The sequence below is a fragment of the Paenibacillus auburnensis genome, assembly GCF_927798115.1.
Lineage (GTDB): Bacteria > Bacillota > Bacilli > Paenibacillales > Paenibacillaceae > Paenibacillus_AQ > Paenibacillus_AQ auburnensis.
Genome location: NZ_CAKMMG010000006.1, coordinates 288,188 through 307,565 on the forward strand (window position 1 = coordinate 288,188; position 19,378 = coordinate 307,565).

Genomic DNA, 19,378 nt, shown 5'->3' on the forward strand with positions numbered 1-19,378 from the left:
TAGAGAAGATGAAGGTTAGCAAAAGAACACTGATCCGCCGGACAATCATCCGCGGGTTGCTTGCTATGGCAATAATAGTAAGTGTAATATCTGTACTCTCTAAGAATAATCTTCCGGCTGCCGCGACGCAAGATTTGCCCGAGCCGGCTGTGAGCCCGGTTAAGGCATCCCCGGTTCCTGCCCAGGCTGTGACGCCGCCTTTCGTCCCGATAAGCCGCAGCACACCAGGGAATGACGCAGCCAAGGTATCCGCTGTAACCGGGAAACCTGCAGCAGCTATTGTGCCCTTGGTACAGAAGAAGGAGCAGCAGAAAGAGCAGAAGAAGGAGCAAAAGACGGTCTACCTCACTTTTGACGACGGCCCCAGTAATGTGACGCCTACAGTGCTGGAAACCCTGCGCAAGCAGGGGGTAAAGGCAACCTTTTTTGTGCTGGGAGAACAGGCCAAGAGCCGCCCTGAGCTGATCAATGCCATCTGGGAGCAGGGGCATGCCATCGGTAATCATACCTATAATCATAATTACCATGATTTATATAGCGGATTCACGGAATTCTGGAATCAGATCAAGCAGACAGAAGAAGTGGTGCGCGAGATAACAGGTCTCCGGCCGCAGCTTGTCCGTGCACCGGGGGGGACCTACGGCCATTTTGATGCGACTTACTTTGAATTGCTGAAGGAAGCTGGATATACCGTCACGGATTGGACTGTGGACAGCGGGGACTCGAAGCGTAAAGGAGTGCCTGCAGCGGAGATCCTGCGTCAATCGGTGGCCTCGATGAAGGCTTCCAGCGTGATTCTGCTGCTCCATGACGGGGCAGGCCATTCCGAAAGCGCGAAGGCGCTGCCGGAGATTATCGCCAGATACAAGGCTGCCGGATATGCGTTTGGTGTACTGGATGCAGGGCAGGAACCGGTGCAGTTCAGAGTGTCCGCTGCGGCTGCAGCGTCAGGCCGCACTAAACCGTCCAAAGCCTGGATTGCCTCGAATATTCTGCCGAATGCCGGACTGTTTGCACCGGGCAAGCCGCTGGCCTTGGAAGTGGGGATGCTGGAAGCGAAGCTTGAACCGGGAGAATTCCGGATCATTGAAGGGCAGTATATGGTTCCGCTCCGGGCCGTTGTTGAAAGGCTGGGCGGACAGGTGGGCTGGAATGCAGCCAGCCGCAGCGGGAGTATCAGCTGGAACGGACGTTATGTCAGCGCTGATGCGGTGAAGAAACGCCTGACGATGACCTCTGACGATGGAACTACCGTGTACAGACAATCCAATGTAGAAATGATGGGCGATTCCTTGTGGCTCCCTTTGCGCGAGTTGCTTGAGGTTACGGGACATCCGCTGCTGGAGGCCCGGGTGACGGGGGGAGAGCGCCGGGTCAAAGCGGGCTGATCGCAGGAATCCATAGTACAGAAGGGGATTTGCGGGGTTTGGGTACCCTTTTTCGTGGGAAGAATAGACAATAGTAGGCTTCTTAGTACTGTTTCCATCGATCTCTGGAGACATACTGCGGAGCTAGTCTATGACCGCAAAGGAAGGTTGTCCCATTGTCCTATTCATCACTAATAGAGCAGACCCAAAACAAGCAGCAGGGCCAGTTATCCGCCGCTGCAGGAAGTCTTCTTCCATACAGGCGTAGCATGGCGTGGCAGTGGCTGCGTATGCTTGCTGTCACTGCAGTGCTTGCCGCGTTATATGTCTGGCGGGGCGGAGCCTCCCTGTTGTTCCTCCTGACAGCCAGCGGACTTTTGATGTTAGGAGGCTTCCTGCTGCAGGCTTGCGGGCCGCGCAGCGTAAAGATCGTCCGCAGCATCTCCCCTGCCCGCCCGGCAGCCGGAGATCATGTGAACGTTGAGGTGCAGGTCAGCTTCACCACCTGGCTCCCGATCCCGTGGATGATCATCACTGATTATTGGAGCGGCGGCTGGCATCAGGAATTGCTGTTTCCGGGCTTTCGGCGCTCCTTCCACTATGTCTATAAGCTTCATGAGATGCCGCGCGGCATCCATCAGCTTCACGGCTGCAGAATGAGCTGGGGGGATCTGCCCGGATTGTTCACAGGCGGGTGCTGCCCCGAAGGGAAGGCAGGCTTCAAAGTCCTTCCAAGGCCGCTCTATATCGGCGGAACTTTGCCGGAGAGCATCCTCATGCCTGGAGATACGCTGTCGCTGAAGCGGGGCCGGAACGGCGGTGAAGCAGCAGATATCCGTGATTATGCACCGGGTGATCCGCTCAGCCGGATCCACTGGAAGAACAGCGCCCGTAAGGGCTCGCTGCAGAGCCGGGTGCCGGAGCGGGAAGAAGGGCGCATGACCTGCATTGTTCTGGCCAACAGCCCGGAGAACTACGAGGTTCCTTATAGCGCCCTGACCCCGCGCAGCCAGCGGGGTACGGCAGCCCCTGCCTTCGAACGGGCTGTATCCACAGCAATGGGGCTGATGCTGTCAGCGGAGCGCAGCGGAGCCTATGTCCAGCTGTTCAGCGGCGGCTGGCCGGAAGGGATGGCCAGACATGAGGGGCTTGGGAAGCTTCCCGGCAGAGTGCAGGATATGCTGACCGAAATTACGCCTAACGGCACGCGCAGCCTCAGCCGGCTGCTGGAGGATGCATCGAAGGGCTGGATTCCCGGCATGACAGTGGCCGTCATTACCGGACGGCTGGAGGAAGAGGCAGCCCGGACGCTTGCCCGGTTCCTTGTACAAGGTGTGAGAGTAGAGCTGTATTATGTATGGGATCAGCCAGCTCCCGCTACTTCGGACATGTTGCGGAATCCGGCCGTTCTAAGTGGCCCGGCAGTGGAATATAAGCAGCATACTGCAGGAACGATAGGGAGCAGCCTGGCCCGGCTCGGAGCCAAGATGTACTGCCTGCATCCGGTTCCGCCAGACGGGCATAAGGAGGCGGAGCTTCATGAATTTCCGGGGAGACCGACTCTGGGATAGGCCGCTAACAGATGCCGCGCAAATGACGGACGCTTCACTAGGGAGACGTAAACGAAACGGGCAGAGTGTACAGGTAATGCCCGAGCCTGCACAGCAGCCTGTTCTGGAACAACAAGCGGAGAACAGTCAGACGGGAAACGGAGGCAGCATTCCTCTGTCTTACCGTTTGTTGTTCTCTTTGGCTATTCTCGGAATGTTTCTGGAGTGGCTGATGCCTTTGCACCGGTCGGTAAAAACGGCGGACACGGCGGAGCTGCTGGAGATTCTGATGCTTGCGGCAGGTGCGCTGCTCCTGTGGGGCAGCTTCCGGGTTCCCGGTGTACTGCAATTTTCAGTCCAGTCTGTGGTGATCATCCTGACCTGGTACTGGGCATGTGCCAAAAATGAGGGTCCCGGATGGCTGGGAGCTTACGCGGCAGGAATTCCGGAGGACACGGTTTTGTTCTTCACGGGTCAGGTGTCGGAGCTAAGCGAGGACAGCAGGCTGCTTATTCTGGTACTGGGCTGGGGCCTGCTGGTTGCTTCCGTGCAGCAGCTGGCGCTGTACAGGGGAAGTACGTCCCTGTTCACGATAGTAACTGTAGTTTATCTGCTTGTACTGGATATGGCCTTCGGCTTGAATACCACAGGCAATGTACTGGTCACGGCAGGGCTGATCCTCTGGATTCGGGGCCTGAGCGGACTGCTGCGACTTAAGGAGCGGACGGAGAAACACGAGCTTCCTTATATCCGCTGGGGAGGCTGTGCCCTGATAACCGCCACACTGCTGACAGCAGCGGCCTGGACAGGGGGACAGCTGTATGGCCCGCGTCCGGCTGCACCCGTTACACTGCACACGGTGATGACGCAATTGCAGCAATGGGGCGAAAGCCGGGTCTTGAATCAGACGAAGGATCTGCAGCCTTCAGAGGGAGCTACAGGATACGGCACAGGGGAAGGGGAGCTTGGAGCGCCGCTGACTTCCAGCAAAACGCCCGTATTTACGGCCATTACCAGCCGCCCGGTCTACTGGCGGGGAGAGAGCCTTGCCTATTATGACGGCCGCCGCTGGATAAGGGAAGGCACATTGTATGCACCGCTTAATTTAAGAGAACTTCCTTCCCGGGAGCTGTCAGCATCCGGATTCGGAGACAATGCGATGCTGGTCCAGCGGATTGAGTATGCCGTGCCCTCTTCGGGTGGTCTCCCGCTGTTCAGTGCCGGAACGGTAGCGGATGTGGAACGGGTGGAGCTGAAGGACGGAAGCGGGCTGGGTTATGTGCTGGCTAACCGGGAGAGGGACCGCTTCCGTCTGCCGAAAGTTTCCGGTTCTGCCCGAATTACCGGGTACACAGTGAAGTCACTGCTGCCCGAGAGTGATCCGGCAGTGCTGCGCAAGCTGGACACAGCGGACCCTCAGGCTGTAACGAATTTATATTTACAGCTGCCGGCAGACCTGCCCGGACGGATTGCCGTACTCTCCAGACAGCTAACTGCCTCTGCGGATAACCGTTATGATGCGGTCACTGCAATCCGGAATTATTTGCAGAACGGCTACACCTATACGCTGGAGACAAGGATTCCGCCGGCCGGTGCGGATTTCGTGGATGACTTCCTGTTCACCACGGAGCAGGGCTATTGTGTCCATTTCGCATCGGCGATGACAGTGCTGCTGCGCAGCAGCGGTATCCCGGCCCGGTATGTCCAGGGCTACGGGCCGGGGACGCTTGAAGCCGGCGGCAGCGGGCAGCCGCGCTATCATGTTACCCAGGCTGATGCCCATGCCTGGGTGGAGGTGTATTTCCCCGGCGCGGGCTGGGTACCCTTCGATCCTACGCCTGGGACTGCTTTTGCCGCCCGGGAGCCGGCGGCACTCCCCGCTGCGGCGCCTGCCGCCGCGCCGCAGAAGACGTCCGCTGCGCTGCGCGCGGACGCCCTGCCCGCCCTGCCGCCGGCGGGCGGGAACCCGGCGCCGCCCGCTGCGGCGGCGCTGGTGCTCGCCGCCGCCTGGCGCTGGCGGCGGAGCCTGGCCCTGCTGCCGGCGGCACGGCGCGCCGGCAGGGCCAGCCGCGAGCGGCAGCTGCGCGCAGCCGCGCTGGCCTGGAGCGGCCTTGCGGCGCGGTACGGCCCGCCGCCGCAAGGCTTGACCGCCAGGGAGTACGCAGCCTCCCTGGCGATCGAGGACGCGCGGCTGCGCGCCGCGGTCCGGCAGTTCGTACGCCAGTGGGAATCACTGGCGTACAGTCCGGCCGGGGCGGCGCCCCCCGGCCGGGCAGGGCCGCAGGACGGCGTTGAAGCCGCCGCCTTTATCGGCCACTGCCTGACCATTACCTTCCGTCTGGCCTAAGCAGAAGCGGGCAGTTTTACCAAAAGAGCCGCCCGGCTTTTTTCCTCCGGCTCCGATCCTTGCACTGCCGGACTTTACGGGCAAAAAGCTTATGGATTACGTGCCTCCCTTTCCTTGACGGTAAGAATTAACCATGAGTATAATGAATCCAATAATCAAGGGAGGCACGTAATGAATAAGCCAAATGAAATTATCGTCGTTCTCGATTTTGGAGGACAGTATAACCAACTTATCGCGCGCAGAATTCGGGACCTGGGGGTATACAGCGAGCTTCTGCCGTACAATACGCCAATTGAGAAGATCAAAGCACTTTCACCGAAGGGGATTGTTTTCTCCGGGGGACCAAGCAGTGTTTACGCTGAGGATGCACCTCACGTGGATCCGGCTATTTATGATTTGGGCCTGCCGATTTTTGGCATTTGCTATGGTATGCAGCTTATGGCCCACCAGCAAGGCGGAAAGGTTGAACGTGCGGACAAGCGGGAATACGGCAAAGCTAACGTTGACTTTGAAATGGGTGCTGTACTGGCTACCGGACTGGAGAGCGGTCAGACTGTTTGGATGAGCCACGGCGATCATGTAGTGGAGCTTCCAACCGGATTCAAGCTCGATGCCGGCACAGAGAGTGCTCCAATCGCGGCAATGAGTCATGTAGACCGCAAATTCTTCGCGGTGCAGTTCCATCCTGAGGTACGCCACTCCGTGAACGGAAATGAGATGATCTCGAACTTCCTGTACGAGGTTTGCGGCTGTGAAGGCAAATGGACGATGGAATCCTTTATTGAGGATGCCGTTAAGGATATCCAAGATAAAGTCGGCGACAAAAAAGTGCTCTGTGCCCTCAGCGGCGGTGTAGACTCCTCGGTTGTAGCGATGCTGATTCACCGGGCGATCGGTGATCAATTGACCTGTATGTTTATTGACCACGGCCTGCTCCGCAAAGGCGAAGCGGAGAGCGTAATGGAAACCTTTGTCGGCAAATTTGATATTCATGTGGTGAAGATTGATGCACGGGAGCGTTTCATGAGCAAGCTGGCCGGTGTCTCCGACCCTGAGCAGAAGCGCAAGATTATCGGCAATGAATTTATCTATTGCTTCGACGAAGAATCGGCCAAGCTGGGCGATTTCTCATTCCTGGCCCAAGGTACGCTGTATACCGATATCGTAGAGAGCGGAACAGCAACCGCACAGACCATCAAATCCCATCACAATGTCGGCGGCCTGCCGGAAGACATGAAGTTCAGCCTGATTGAACCGCTGAATACACTGTTCAAGGATGAAGTCCGCAAGCTGGGTGAAGAGCTGGGCATGCCAAGTGCGATTGTCTGGCGTCAGCCGTTCCCGGGTCCGGGACTGGCTATCCGTGTGCTGGGTGAAGTTACGGAAGAGAAGCTGCAGATCGTCCGTGATTCCGACTATATTCTGCGTGAGGAAATTGCCAAGGCCGGTCTGGACCGGGAAATTTGGCAGTATTTTACCGCATTGCCGAACATGAAGAGTGTTGGCGTTATGGGAGATGAACGTACGTATTCCTACACCGTAGGTATTCGTGCAGTTACTTCCATCGACGGAATGACGGCCGACTGGGCGCGTATTCCATGGGATGTGCTGGAGAAAATCTCCGTCCGCATCGTCAACGAAGTAGACAACGTCAACCGTATCGTCTACGACGTAACTTCCAAGCCGCCTGCAACAATTGAGTGGGAATAGGCTGAAATCTAAATGTTATAAAACACAGAGCTGGAGTGCCGTTTACGGCACCTCCGGCTCTTTTTAATATATGAATCATGCCGGTAGTACAGAGTGGACTTCTCTAGCCCAGCCGAAATGAAAGGTATAAATCTCTCTGAATGTACGAAAACCGGCTAAGATAACGAAATGAAAGGTATATATCCCTCTGAATGTGCGAAAACCGGCTAAGGTAGCGAAATGAAGGGTATTAATCCCTCTGAATGTGCGAAAACCGGCTGAGGTAGCGAAATGAAGGGTATAAATCCCTCTGAATGTGCAAAAACCAGCTTTAACGGCGAAAAGAGAGTTACAAATACCTCTGAACGTTACGACTTTCAGTCAACCTTCCAACCCAACCCGTCTCATTTCAATTCATCTCGACTCATCTCATCTTGTCTCATTTGATTTCATCTCATCGTACACTTGCTCATCCGTAAGGGTAATAGTTCTCCAATGCATTCCTCTTATCAATCCTTCACTTTTCTCCCCCAATACCGCTACACCCCATCTGCAACTCCTGCATAACCCCGAAGATTTAGGGCATTTCTAGAGCAGAAGGGAATTTCAGGGCGGGAGCATGCGGGAATCCGATCCATTCATTGCATGACTCAGCCGTTTTCTGGAAGTTTTGGGGCCTGATCGGCCTGACGGATTCATGGAAATGTCTTATTTACGAACAATAACAAAAACATTACGTGCAATGTTCGTATTTCCCATTGACAAGTCATGTCATGTACACCTAAAATAAAAAAGCGTTGAGCAACATACTATTCGTATAATTCTGGGGATCGGCCCGGAAGTTTCTACGAGGTCACCGTAATGACCTGGCTACGATTAAGAAGAGCGATTCCATTAGGACCTTTGGCCTTTCCGGCTGTGGGGAGATAAGGGACCTTCTCTTTTTTCGGGCCGGTGTCTAATCAGATACCGGCTTTTCTATGGGCTCAGAAACAACATATACCTTAGGGGGAGAACCATTTGAACCGCTTTTTCAAACTGAAAGAAAACGGCACTACAGTACGCACAGAGATTATGGCCGGATTGACTACGTTTATGGCTATGGCTTATATCCTGTCGGTTAACCCTGGCACGCTTACCGCCTTCGGCCGCATTGATATGGGCTGGTATTCTGTATTTCTGGCTACAGCACTTGCAGCAGGTATTTTTACAATTGCCATGGGACTGTTCATTAATTTCCCGGTAGCTCTGGCACCTGGTATGGGCCTTAATGCATATTTTGCTTCCGTAGTTTTAGCTTCGCAAACGACTGATCATCCTTTCAGCTGGCAGATGGGTCTGACTGCAGTATTTATTTCCGGTTTGATCTTTATCCTGCTGACCGTCACCAGGGTACGGCAAATATTGCTCACCGCTATTCCAGACAGTTTGAAACATGCGATTACAGTCGGTATCGGCTTGTTCATTACGATTATCGGTCTTAAGAACAGCGGACTTATGACTGTCGGCGTTGAATCCGGCAGCGACATTGCTGCCAACAAGTTTACAGATGTTCTTTCCTTCGAAACGGTTATTCATATGGGCAGCCTGGAAAACACGAACGTTCAGCTCGTAATTATCGGTCTGCTGCTGATTGCCGTCCTGATGGTGCTGCAGGTACGCGGTGCTATTCTGTTCGGTATTCTGGGTACTACTTTGGTCGCCATTCTTATGGGCGCAGTTGATTTCGGCACACTTAACAGTCCGCAAACCCCTTGGGTTCCAGATTTCACACAGCTAAACTTCATGGAATTTGACTGGGACGGCATCATGCACACCGGTATTGTTTCGGCGATTGCCACGTTTACCTTTGTTGAACTGTTTGATACTTTTGGCACGCTGGTAGGTACTGCTGAACGTGCGGGAATTATGAAGGATAAAGAAGAAGGCAAGAGACGCGTCGGAAACGCGATGTTCGTAGACGCAATTGCTGTTACAGGCGGAGCTATGCTCGGTACTTCCACTACAACGGCTTATGTTGAAAGTGCTGCCGGTGTTGCCGAAGGCGGCCGTACAGGTTTGACTGCTGTAACGACCGGTGTCTGCTTCCTGCTTGCATTGTTCCTCGCTCCGGTAGTCGCGCTGATTCCTGGTTCAGCTACTGCAGCGGCCCTGATTATTGTAGGTGTGCTTATGGCTCAATCGATCCGTGAAATTGACTTTCAGGATATGGTTTATGCAATTCCGGCTTTCCTGACCTTCGCGATTATGCCGTTTACTTACAACATTGCCAACGGGATCTCGTTCGGGATTGTTACTTATGTAATCCTTGCTGGTGTAGCCAATCTGGCCGGCAAGAAAAAATATGATATCCACTGGATGATGTGGGTACTGGCAGTTCTGATTATTCTGCGTTATGTTCTGATCGGCAGCCAAGGCTAAGCCTCACAACTTATTGATTCAGATTGTTAACGGCTCCTTCAGAGATGAAGGGGCTGTTTTTTTTGTATCCCTATCTTTCCCTTGCTTACTGCTTCAGGAAAAGACGAAGAGCTGTTCCGGACTTTTCATCATCCGGTATTTAGATTATATTGTTGAAGAGGTGATGAAAGTTGTCCGGCTTCCTTAATAGGACATATAACTCCTGCAAGAGAAACCCATGGCCGATGCTGCTTTTTGTGCTGGGGGCGGTCATCCGGCTGGTTTACATTGGATCGGTTCCTCCGGGATTGAATCAGGATGAGGCGTCTATCGGCTATGACGCGTACGCTATCCTCCATTACGGGATAGACCGCAGCGGTGTTCATTTGCCAATTCACCTAACAGCCTGGGGCAGTGGACAAAATGCCCTGTATGCGTACTTGTCGATGCCGTTCCTGCTGCTGTTCGGACTGACCCCGCTGTCGGTGCGGGCTCTGAGTGCTGTGATGGGACTTATCGGAATGCTCTTCTTCTATTTAATTATGAAGCAGCTGTTTACTACAAGAACGGCCGGCATAGCCGCCATGTTTTTTATTGTCATCAATCCGTGGCATATCATGATGTCGAGATGGGCGCTGGAATCCAATTTGTTTCCAACCCTGATTTTGATAGCTGTATATTGTATTCTGAAATCCTTTCATTCCCCAAAATGGATATATGCTTTTACAGCTGTACTGGCTTTATCGCTATATGCTTATGGTACAGCCTATTTTTTTGTTCCCGTGTTTGCCTTAGGGACTGCAATTCTTCTATTGTATAGTCAAGTTCTGAAAGTCCGTACGCTGCTGTGGAATGGGCTGCTGTTTGTATTGCTGGCCCTGCCCATATTATTATTTATAGTAATTAATCATTATGACCTGCATGCAATAATAACTCCGCTGCTGTCTGTTCCGAAGCTGACGATGCCGCGGGTGGAGCAGATCTCTTCTGTATTCAGCGGGCAGCTGCTGCAGACAGCCTCGGATAATTTCCGGGAATTTATTAAAATCATGCTGAGCGGAAGCGACGGATTGCCCTGGAACTCTATATCCTGGTATGGCTATGCCTATCCGGTTGCATTGCCCTTTGCACTCATTGGACTTATTGTAATGATACGGGCGCTGAGGCAGCGGGGACGGAATGAAGCGGGGATGGCGGTAATTCTGCTCTGGCTTCTGACCGCTGTGCTGATGGCTTTTATCACCACTGTGAACATTAACCGGATTAACGTTGTTTTTTATCCGCTAATTATGCTGGTTGCGGCGGGATTCAACTGGCTATACCAAAAGTTAAAAATCGCCGGCATTTTATCAGCTGCTGCTTTTACAGTGATGTTCGCTTCGTTTGCAGTAGTATATTTCCGTGAATTTCCCGATAGGATCGGCCCGGCGTTTTTTGATTCCCTTGGTGAGGCAATACATTATGCCTCTGAGCACAGTACCGGAGAAGTCTACGTTACAGATGAAGTCAATATGCCCTACATTTATGTGTTGTTCTATGAGCAAATCAATCCACATGTTTTTGGTGAATCCGTCGTTTACTCCAATCCTGGGGATGCCTTTCAGCAGGTCTCTGCGTTTGGCAGATACAGGTTTGGTAAGCCGGAGGTGTTAACCGGGAACTCAGCCTATGTCTTCAGCAATAATTCTACTTTGCCTGCAACTGTGGAGGGAGTGTATACGGTAAAACAATTTGCCAATTACAGTGTAATGCTCACCACAGAGGATGAAGACGGGGGCACCCCGCTCGATACTTCAGCGTATCAAGGTTTTCTTAACGGAGGATTTGAAGAGGGTGCCGCCGGCTGGAGCTTTTCGGAGGGGACAGGGGTGGCAAGTAACAATCCCGGATCCGGTACATATCTGGCTTACCTTGATGCGGGCGTGGACAAAACAATTACGCAGGCCTTCACAGCACAAGCACCGCCGGGAGAATACAAGCTGTCTGCCCTGGTGAGCGCCGGCGGCGGAGGCGGAAAGATCGGGCTGCGCGTGAATGGTATCTTGCAGGCTGAAGCGGATCTGACAGCAGGAGAAGATTATCATCAGATTACACTGCCGGCGGTTGCCCTTCATCAGGGCGATCAGGCGAAGGTTTTTATAACCGGCGGAAACGGCTGGATTAACATTGATGAGGTGAGGTTGGAACGATGATCAAGAATACACGCGCGGCTGCAATCCTTGTATTAATGCTGCTGATGTTCGTACTTCCTGTAACAAGTATTTATGCGGAAGGCAATCTGCTGCAGAATCCGGGTTTTGAAGAAGGGGAAGAAGGAGTGCCAGCCGGCTGGACGAAGGATGCCTGGATTGCCGGAGACAGCTCTGGTCTCCTGTCGGTTCAATCTGAGGAAGTTCATTCCGGCAGTAAAGCGGCAGTCATTGAGAATCTTGAACCGAATCATCTGAAATGGGTCCAGAATATTACGGTCACGCCGGACAGCTATTACAAGATTTCCGGTTATATCAAAATTGCCAGCACTGCCGGCCAAGGCTTAGGCGCGAATATTTTCCCGGTTGGTATTGGCGGCGGGTACCCGGCTACAACGGATACCGGCGGGGACTGGCAGTATCTGGAGTTTATCGGCCAGACCGGGAAAGAGCAGACTGAGCTCGGCATAGGTGCGGCTCTGGGCGGGTACTCCAGTCTGATTCAGGGCAAAGCCTATTTTGATGACTTGTCTGTGGAACAATTGGATGCTGCTCCTGAAGGAGCAAGTGTTATTTCGCTGGATAGCGGGGCGGCGGCCCAGGCGGGAGGCAGCGAGGCTGAAGCGCCTCCGCACAAAGTATCACCTGCTAAGCTTTTGCTGATCTCGGCAGTATTCAGCGTATTTTTTGCTCTTCTATATAATAGGGCTTTGCGCAGCAACAAGCTGCTTCAGCAGCAGGATATCGTCTATACGAGATGGCTGTATGTTGTGTTCGCTGCTGCTTTTATTTTACGTGTTTGGATTGGCCTAACTGCTAAGGGTTATCAGAATGATATGAATACCTTTATTGCCTGGGGCCAGCGCCTAGTCGACAGAGGTCCGGGCGGATTCTATGAGGAGGGCTACTTCGCAGATTACCCGCCGGGTTATTTGTACATATTGTATCTGCTGAGTGCAATCCGCAGCCTGTTCGGCTTCACGCATGGCTCGGGCGGGGAGACGCTGCTCTTTAAGCTGCCGGCCATTGTGTCGGATCTGGTACTGGGCGGTCTCATTTACCGTATTGGACGTAAGAAGCTCGGGTCTGGTGTGGCTCTGGGTTTAATGCTGCTGTTCCTGTTCAATCCGGCGGTATTGATGGACTCTGCAGCCTGGGGCCAGGCGGATTCCTTCTTTATGGTGTTTCTGCTGCTTAGTATTATGGGCGCTGCGGATAAAGCCTTTGTCCGCTCTGCCATCTGGTTTGCGATCGCTGTGCTTGTTAAGCCGCAGGCACTGATTTTTACGCCTGTGCTGCTGCTTGCGTTCTATCATCACCGGGCCTGGAAACAGTTGGCAGTGGGTGCCCTTTACGGGCTGGGAATATTCGTCCTGCTGGCAGCCCCGTTCTTCTGGAATAACGGCGGGTTAGTCGGGCTGATTGATTTATACAAGAGCACTTTATCTTCCTATCCTTATTCTACAGTGAATGCCTTTAATCTTTATGCGCTGACCGATCCCATGTGGTCGTCCATGGATCTGATCTGGCTTGGAATTACTTATCGCGTGTGGGGCTTTATTTTCATTCTTGCAGCAGTAGCTGCGGCGGTTTATTTTTCCTTCAAAAAAGACCGCAAAGAGCTGTCCAAATCCTACTTTATCGGTATGGTGCTGATCGTCATTATGTTCGTGCTGGGCACCAAAATGCATGAGCGTTATATCTATCCGGCCCTGATTCTCTGTTTGTTCAGCTATATAGAGAGCCGGGATCGGCGGTTCCTGACCTTGTTTCTGGGTTTCACCTTAACGCAGTACATCAATGTTGGTTATACACTGGCCCATCTCAATGCCGGGAATAATCCCCCGTCGGACGGAATCGTGCTGGTTACTGCGATTGCCAATCTTGCTTTGCTGGTATATACGCTGTACACGGGGTATATGGTTTATGTCCGCAAACAGACGAAGCTTCTCGCGCCTCCGGCTACGGACGCAGAGAAGCATGCTGCTGATTTAGCACTTGCCGAAGGCATCCGTCCGCTGGAGCAGAAGAGCAAAGCTAAGTTCAAGCTGCTGCGTAAAGACTGGGTGTGGATGCTTTCCATTACTGCCGTCTATGCAGTGCTTGCGCTAATTAATCTGGGGTCAACCAAAGCGCCGGAAACCTTATGGGAGCCTGCGGCCAGCGGCGAGAGCTTCTATGTTGATCTGGGCCAGAGCAGACAGCTGGAACGCGTAAATGTATTCGGCGGTGTAGGCACCGGCAAATTCAAGCTGGAATTCAGCGAGACTCCGGATGCCTGGAGCAGTCCGCTGGATGTGAATGAGGAAGTGGGGAACGTCTTTATCTGGAAAAGCCAGCCTTTGAACGTAGCGGCAAGGTATGTGAAGCTGACCGTTACTTCGCCTGGCTTTACCCTGAATGAAATGGCTTTCTATGAACAAGGCGGAGGCAAAACTCCGCTTCCTGTAACCAGTGTCACTCCGGATGCCGCAGCAGCTGCCAAAAGAGGTGAGCCTGCCAATCTGTTCGACGAACAGTCCATCATCCCGGTTAACTCCAATTTTATGAACAGTACGTATTTTGATGAAATTTATCATGCGCGCACAGCATACGAATACTTCCACGGTATTGTGGCCTATGAGAATACCCATCCGCCGCTTGGCAAAATTCTGATCGGAGTCGGGATGGAGCTGTTTGGTGTGAATCCGTTTGGCTGGCGGATTGTCGGCACCCTGTTTGGGGTTGCCATGCTGCCGCTTATCTATATTATGGCTCTACGTTTGTTCCGGAAAAGCCGTTACGCCGCGCTTGCCGCCGGACTGTTCGCACTTGATTTCATGCACTTTACACAGACACGCATCTCCACAATAGATGTGTACGGCGTATTCTTCATTATGTTAATGTTCTATTTCATGCAGCGCTATTTCACAATGAACTTTTACCGCGAACCGTTGCGCCGGACACTGGTCCCGCTGTTCTGGTCCGGTCTTTTCTTCGGCATCGGCGTCGCCTCTAAATGGATTGTGCTGTACGGCGGTGCCGGACTGGCGGTTATGCTGGCTCTCTCGCTGTTCGAACGTTATAAGGAACATACAGCGGCAGGGCGTGTGCTCGCGGAAGGCAAACTGGGTGATCAGGAGCTCAAGACCGCCTGTCTTACAGCAGACAGATCCTTCTGGAAAAATACCATCATTACACTGGCCAGCTGCATTGTGTTCTTTGTTGTCATTCCTGCGGTTATCTACGGGCTGTCCTTTATCCCGGTACTGTCGGTTACGGCGGAGGGTTACACGATTAAAGGGCTGATCGAGGCCCAGAAAAACATGTATGACTACCACAGCCAGCTGGTAGCTACCCATCCGTTTGCCTCCTCCTGGTGGGAATGGCCGTTTATGAAGCGTCCGGTATGGTTCTTTAGCGGCGGCGAAGGCTTGCCTGAAGGTCAAGTAAGCAGTATTGTCACTATAGGCAATCCGCTGATCTGGTGGTCCGGAATTTTCGCGATGCTTGGTACGGTTTATCTTACTGTGAAGCGTAAAGACAAGAGCCTGTACATGCTCTGGATCGCCTTTTTCTCGCAATACGTGCCTTGGATGCTCGTTCCGCGTGAGACGTTCCTGTACCATTATTTCGCAATGGTGCCGTTTATGATTCTTGCCATTGTATATGTAATGAAGCTCCTGGACAGCAAATATCCCGAAGCCAAGTATATCCGTTATGCTTATGTTGCTCTTGCAGGACTGCTCTTTATCCTGTTCTATCCGGTGCTGTCGGGTATGCAGGTGAGCGGCGATTATGTCAACACTGTGCTGCGCTGGTTCCCTTCCTGGGTATTCTAGGAGCCAGCCGGTTTTATAATTACCAAACTTTTAGGAGGAACAAGGGTGAAAGCCAGATACAGTGTAATTGTCCCGATGTACAATGAGGAGGAGGTCATTCAGCATACGTATGAACGTCTCCGAAAAGTAATGGACGAATGCGGCGATTCCTATGAACTGGTCTTCGTCAATGACGGCAGCCGGGACCGTACAGCTGAAATAATGCGCGGAATCAGCAGCCGGGACGAACATGTCAAACTGATTGACTTCTCGCGTAATTTCGGCCATCAGGTCGCGATTACGGCCGGGATGGATTATGCCGAGGGGCAGGCGGTGGTTGTAATCGATGCGGATCTTCAGGACCCGCCTGAGGTCATTTTGCAGATGATCGCCAAGTGGAAAGAGGGCTATGAGGTAGTTTACGCCAAGCGGCTTAAACGCCATGGGGAGACGCTGTTCAAAAAAGTGACCGCCAAGCTCTTCTACCGTTTGCTCAGCAGCATGACGAGTGTGGAGATTCCTACGGACACCGGCGACTTCCGGCTGATTGACCGCAAAGTATGCGATGTGCTGCGGGGGCTGAAGGAGAAAAACCGTTATGTCAGAGGTCTGGTGAGCTGGGTGGGCTTCCGGCAGACGATGGTTGAATATGTACGGGAGGAGCGGTTTGCCGGAGAGACTAAGTACCCGCTTAAGAAAATGATCCGGTTTGCGCTCGACGGCATCACATCCTTTTCACATAAGCCGCTTAAAATAGCTTCATATGTTGGATTTTTCCTGTCCTTTACCAGCTTTCTATATCTGTTTTTTGTATTGTTCCAGAAGTTATTTACTTCCTGGACGGTTCCCGGCTGGGCTTCTATAGTAGGTGTCAATTTACTATTTAACGGTATTGTGCTGATGCTTCTTGGGGTAATCGGAGAATATATCGGACGTATTTATGATGAATCCAAGAATAGACCGCTCTATATCGTGCGCGAAACCAAAGGCTACCGTGACGGAGAGCATGATGAATTGCGAGAGGACAATGACGATGGCAGATAAGAAGCTGAACGCGGGGGTTATCCAGTTTTTAAAATTCAATGCCGTAGGGCTGCTGAATACGCTGATTGATTTTGCAGTATTCACCCTGCTGCATTCCCTGGGCATGATCAATACCCCGGCGCAGATCATTTCTTATAGTGCAGGTACAGCAAACAGCTTCGTTTGGAATAAAAAAGTGACTTTTCGTGACCGCAACGTCGGCAAGAATGGGTCTGACCGGCTGCAGCTGGTGAAGTTTATCGTACTCAATCTGGTGGTGCTTGGGATTTCAGTGCTGCTGATGCATCTTCTGACTGACAGCTTCGGGCTTCAGGTATTGAATGCAAAGGTGCTCGTTACGTTCGTCACTGTGATTATCAATTTCTTCGGAAGCCGCATGTGGGTATTTTAAAACAAATATTAGAACAGGGCTTGCCCGGTTCCAGACTAACGGGGTGATGTATATGCGGAAGTTTTCCTACTTGATTATACTGGCCGGAATCCTTGTCATGCTGTATCCGAGAGCGAACGAGTGGTATAACGACAGACAACAGGATAAATTGCTGAAAGAGGCTGAACAGGCTTATAGTGAGATGGTCCCGACCTCCCAGCCGGATCTGGAAAAACCGTACGCCGAGGTGACTCAGCTGCTTACAGAAGAATCAGCTGATGAGGAACCGGTGCATCCATCAGCACAGCCCTCCCCGGAGATTAAGGTGGGCGGCAAGATTATCGGAATTATCCAGATCGACCGGATTGACTTGAAGCTGCCTGTCTTAGAGGGGGCGACTAAGTCTAATATGAAGCATGCTGCTGCTCATATGAAGGAGACGGCTCCGCTCGGCGAGGTCGGAAATGCAGCCATTGCCGCTCACCGGTCAAGAACTACGGGAAGGCTATTCAACCGGTTAAATGAAGTGAAGATTGGAGACACAATCTCGATCAAAACGAGTACAGAAGAATACCAATACAAGGTTTATGATATTTCCGTAGTAGAGCCGACGGATGTATCGGTGTTGAACGGGGATAACATGAATAAAATCCTTACTCTGATTACTTGTGATCCGCTGGTAAATCCTACGCACCGCTTGATAATCCACGCCAAATTATCCTGAATTTGAGGCTGGGGAAATTTGACCCGAATGATGAAAGGTTTTAGCAGAAAATGTTAGGAATCTAGCTATTTGGGGCTTGTATATAGATGACAATATGATACTATATAACTATAAAAGCTATACACGATAACGGCAAACCTATCGAAAGGTAGGGACGCAAAGCTAGAGGGCCTTCCCGAAAGGATGGCAGCCAGCTACCGAATGAAGGGCTTTTTTTGTTTGCTTTTTTGAGATTAATCTAGCATTTATTGGTAGATGAGAGAACAGATAAAGCTGCAACGATAACGGCAAACCTATCGAAAGGTAGGGACGCAAAGCTAAAGGGCCTTCCCGAAAGGATGGCAGCCAGCTACCGAAAGGGGTTTTATCCAATGAAAAAGTTCTATTTTATGTTATTAACGTTGTTTGTCGTAGTCACTTCCGTTCAGACAAGCTCAGCTTCAGCTGCAACAGCAACTACGGGCTGGTTAGATACAGCGAAACTGGATCAGGGCGTTGTCACAGTTTCCTATGATGTACCTGCAGACAAGCGTATCAAAGTCATGATCACTAAGGATGGCAACAGCTACAACTACAACTTATATGCTTCTCAATCCACAGAATCCTTTCCGCTCCAACAAGGGAATGGCACTTATAAAGTATCTATTCTTGAGAATACAAGCGGCAACAAATATAAAGTGATTTCTTCCGAGAATGTTGAACTTAACTTGAGCAATGCCAACCTCGTATACTTGAGTTCCGTACAGAATGTGAAATGGAGCTCTTCTGATAAATCCGTATTAAAAGCTAAGCAGCTTACACAAGGGCTTACTACTGATGAAGCCAAGGTAAAAGCTATTTATAACTACATCGTTGCAAATGTGAAGTATGATAATCTGCTGGCTGCAACTGTAACGCAAGATTATATCCCCAAGAACGACAACACACTGCTCACCAAAAAAGGGATCTGCTACGATTATGCTTCGCTATTTGCAACCATGCTTCGCAGTGAAGGGATTCCGACTAAATTAGTAATGGGTAATACCAGTTATGTTTCAACGTACCATGCTTGGAATGAAGTACTGCTTAACGGTAAATGGGTAACAATCGATACAACAGTAGATGCTGGATTGAGTAAGAACAATAAAGAAACAGCATTGATCAAAGTAGCAAGCAAATATAGCGCTGCTAAGTTCTATTAATAATTCATTATATAAACCCTATACAATACGTAAGATAACCTGCTTAAGGATTAAGCAGGTTATCTTTTTTAGTTAAGGGGGTTGCTTTTCGATAGGCATCTGCGGTATTATAGGTAAGCGTTGTTAGAGCGCACCAAAGTTTGACTGAAATGACTGAATAAGAAATTTCAAAAAAAGCTTGCGTTTCTAAATCAAACGTGATATATTATAAGAGTTGCTGGTGACGAGCTAATCATCACTGACAACGAGCTTGATCTTTGAAAACTGAACAACGAGTGAGTACCTGGAAATCACTTCGGTGAGATCCAAAATTAGAGAATGCAAATTCTCGTCAGATGTTTCAAAATGAGCAATCGCTCTTTCTAAATACCAATTTGGAGAGTTTGATCCTGGCTCAGGACGAACGCTGGCGGCGTGCCTAATACATGCAAGTCGAGCGGAGCTTATCCTTCGGGGTAAGCTTAGCGGCGGACGGGTGAGTAACACGTAGGCAACCTACCCCTCAGACTGGGATAACTACCGGAAACGGTAGCTAATACCGGATAATTCCTTTCTTCTCATGAGGAGAGGATGAAAGGCGGAGCAATCTGCTACTGAGGGATGGGCCTGCGGCGCATTAGCTAGTTGGTGAGGTAACGGCTCACCAAGGCGACGATGCGTAGCCGACCTGAGAGGGTGAACGGCCACACTGGGACTGAGACACGGCCCAGACTCCTA

The 19,378-nt window shown here is 51.5% G+C and carries 11 protein-coding genes, 1 rRNA gene and 3 riboswitches; all 12 genes read left to right on the forward strand.

Translation table 11 applies throughout. The annotated features are described in order from the left end of the window. Positions 1 to 8 precede the first annotated feature (8 nt). Positions 9 to 1,388 carry a polysaccharide deacetylase family protein gene (locus tag L6H70_RS20255; RefSeq protein ID WP_236335887.1) on the forward strand — a complete coding sequence of 460 codons (1,380 nt, stop codon included), beginning with the start codon at positions 9 to 11 and terminating at the stop codon, positions 1,386 to 1,388. Positions 1,389 to 1,543: 155 nt separating this feature from the next. After that, positions 1,544 to 2,938, forward strand: a complete 1,395-nt coding sequence (locus tag L6H70_RS20260) for a DUF58 domain-containing protein (protein WP_236335888.1) — start codon at positions 1,544 to 1,546, stop codon at positions 2,936 to 2,938. Further along, complete coding sequence (locus L6H70_RS20265) at positions 2,907 to 5,264, forward strand: DUF4129 domain-containing transglutaminase family protein (RefSeq protein WP_236335889.1); 2,358 nt, start codon at positions 2,907 to 2,909, stop codon at positions 5,262 to 5,264. The genes L6H70_RS20260 and L6H70_RS20265 overlap by 32 nt, the downstream gene beginning before the upstream one ends. A gap of 171 nt (positions 5,265 to 5,435) precedes the next feature. Continuing rightward, positions 5,436 to 6,974 (forward strand): glutamine-hydrolyzing GMP synthase, encoded by a 1,539-nt coding sequence (gene guaA, locus L6H70_RS20270; protein WP_236335890.1) that lies wholly within the window; start codon positions 5,436 to 5,438, stop codon positions 6,972 to 6,974. 772 nt (positions 6,975 to 7,746) lie between these two features. After that, a riboswitch (purine riboswitch) is annotated at positions 7,747 to 7,846 on the forward strand. Between the two features lie 127 nt (positions 7,847 to 7,973). After that, entirely contained in the window at positions 7,974 to 9,374 is a 1,401-nt protein-coding gene (locus L6H70_RS20275) for an NCS2 family permease (RefSeq protein ID WP_236335891.1), read from the forward strand. Between the two features lie 224 nt (positions 9,375 to 9,598). Beyond that, positions 9,599 to 11,545, forward strand: a complete 1,947-nt coding sequence (locus L6H70_RS20280) for a glycosyltransferase family 39 protein (protein ID WP_236335892.1) — start codon at positions 9,599 to 9,601, stop codon at positions 11,543 to 11,545. Next, a complete protein-coding gene (locus L6H70_RS20285) occupies positions 11,542 to 15,363 on the forward strand; it encodes a phospholipid carrier-dependent glycosyltransferase (protein ID WP_236335893.1) in 3,822 nt (1,273 codons plus the stop codon). Before L6H70_RS20280 ends, L6H70_RS20285 begins: the two co-directional genes overlap by 4 nt. 45 nt (positions 15,364 to 15,408) lie before the next feature. Beyond that, entirely contained in the window at positions 15,409 to 16,386 is a 978-nt protein-coding gene (locus L6H70_RS20290) for a glycosyltransferase family 2 protein (RefSeq protein ID WP_236335894.1), read from the forward strand. Continuing rightward, complete coding sequence (locus tag L6H70_RS20295; RefSeq protein WP_236335895.1) at positions 16,376 to 16,777, forward strand: GtrA family protein; 402 nt, start codon at positions 16,376 to 16,378, stop codon at positions 16,775 to 16,777. Before L6H70_RS20290 ends, L6H70_RS20295 begins: the two co-directional genes overlap by 11 nt. Positions 16,778 to 16,829: 52 nt before the next feature. Continuing rightward, positions 16,830 to 17,480: a class D sortase gene (locus L6H70_RS20300; protein WP_236335896.1), complete on the forward strand. Its 651-nt coding sequence runs from the start codon at positions 16,830 to 16,832 to the stop codon at positions 17,478 to 17,480. A 121-nt stretch (positions 17,481 to 17,601) separates the two neighbouring features. Next, positions 17,602 to 17,682: riboswitch (cyclic di-GMP riboswitch) on the forward strand. A 74-nt stretch (positions 17,683 to 17,756) separates the two neighbouring features. Then, positions 17,757 to 17,837, forward strand: a riboswitch (cyclic di-GMP riboswitch). A 14-nt stretch (positions 17,838 to 17,851) separates the two neighbouring features. Beyond that, positions 17,852 to 18,661 (forward strand): transglutaminase-like domain-containing protein, encoded by an 810-nt coding sequence (locus tag L6H70_RS20305; RefSeq protein WP_236335898.1) that lies wholly within the window; start codon positions 17,852 to 17,854, stop codon positions 18,659 to 18,661. Positions 18,662 to 19,032: 371 nt separating this feature from the next. After that, positions 19,033 to 19,378 (forward strand): 16S ribosomal RNA (locus tag L6H70_RS20310); the annotation flags it as partial.

Bases quoted from the DNA above. Each gene is read 5' to 3' on its own strand.
- L6H70_RS20255 (WP_236335887.1), top strand. From the start codon at position 9: ATGAAGGTTAGCAAAAGAACACTGATCCGCCGGACAATCATCCGCGGG.
- L6H70_RS20265 (WP_236335889.1), top strand. From the start codon at position 2,907: ATGAATTTCCGGGGAGACCGACTCTGGGATAGGCCGCTAACAGATGCC.
- guaA (WP_236335890.1), top strand. From the start codon at position 5,436: ATGAATAAGCCAAATGAAATTATCGTCGTTCTCGATTTTGGAGGACAG.
- L6H70_RS20280 (WP_236335892.1), top strand. From the start codon at position 9,599: ATGCTGCTTTTTGTGCTGGGGGCGGTCATCCGGCTGGTTTACATTGGA.
- L6H70_RS20285 (WP_236335893.1), top strand. From the start codon at position 11,542: ATGATCAAGAATACACGCGCGGCTGCAATCCTTGTATTAATGCTGCTG.
- L6H70_RS20295 (WP_236335895.1), top strand. From the start codon at position 16,376: ATGGCAGATAAGAAGCTGAACGCGGGGGTTATCCAGTTTTTAAAATTC.
- L6H70_RS20300 (WP_236335896.1), top strand. From the start codon at position 16,830: ATGCGGAAGTTTTCCTACTTGATTATACTGGCCGGAATCCTTGTCATG.
- L6H70_RS20305 (WP_236335898.1), top strand. From the start codon at position 17,852: ATGAAAAAGTTCTATTTTATGTTATTAACGTTGTTTGTCGTAGTCACT.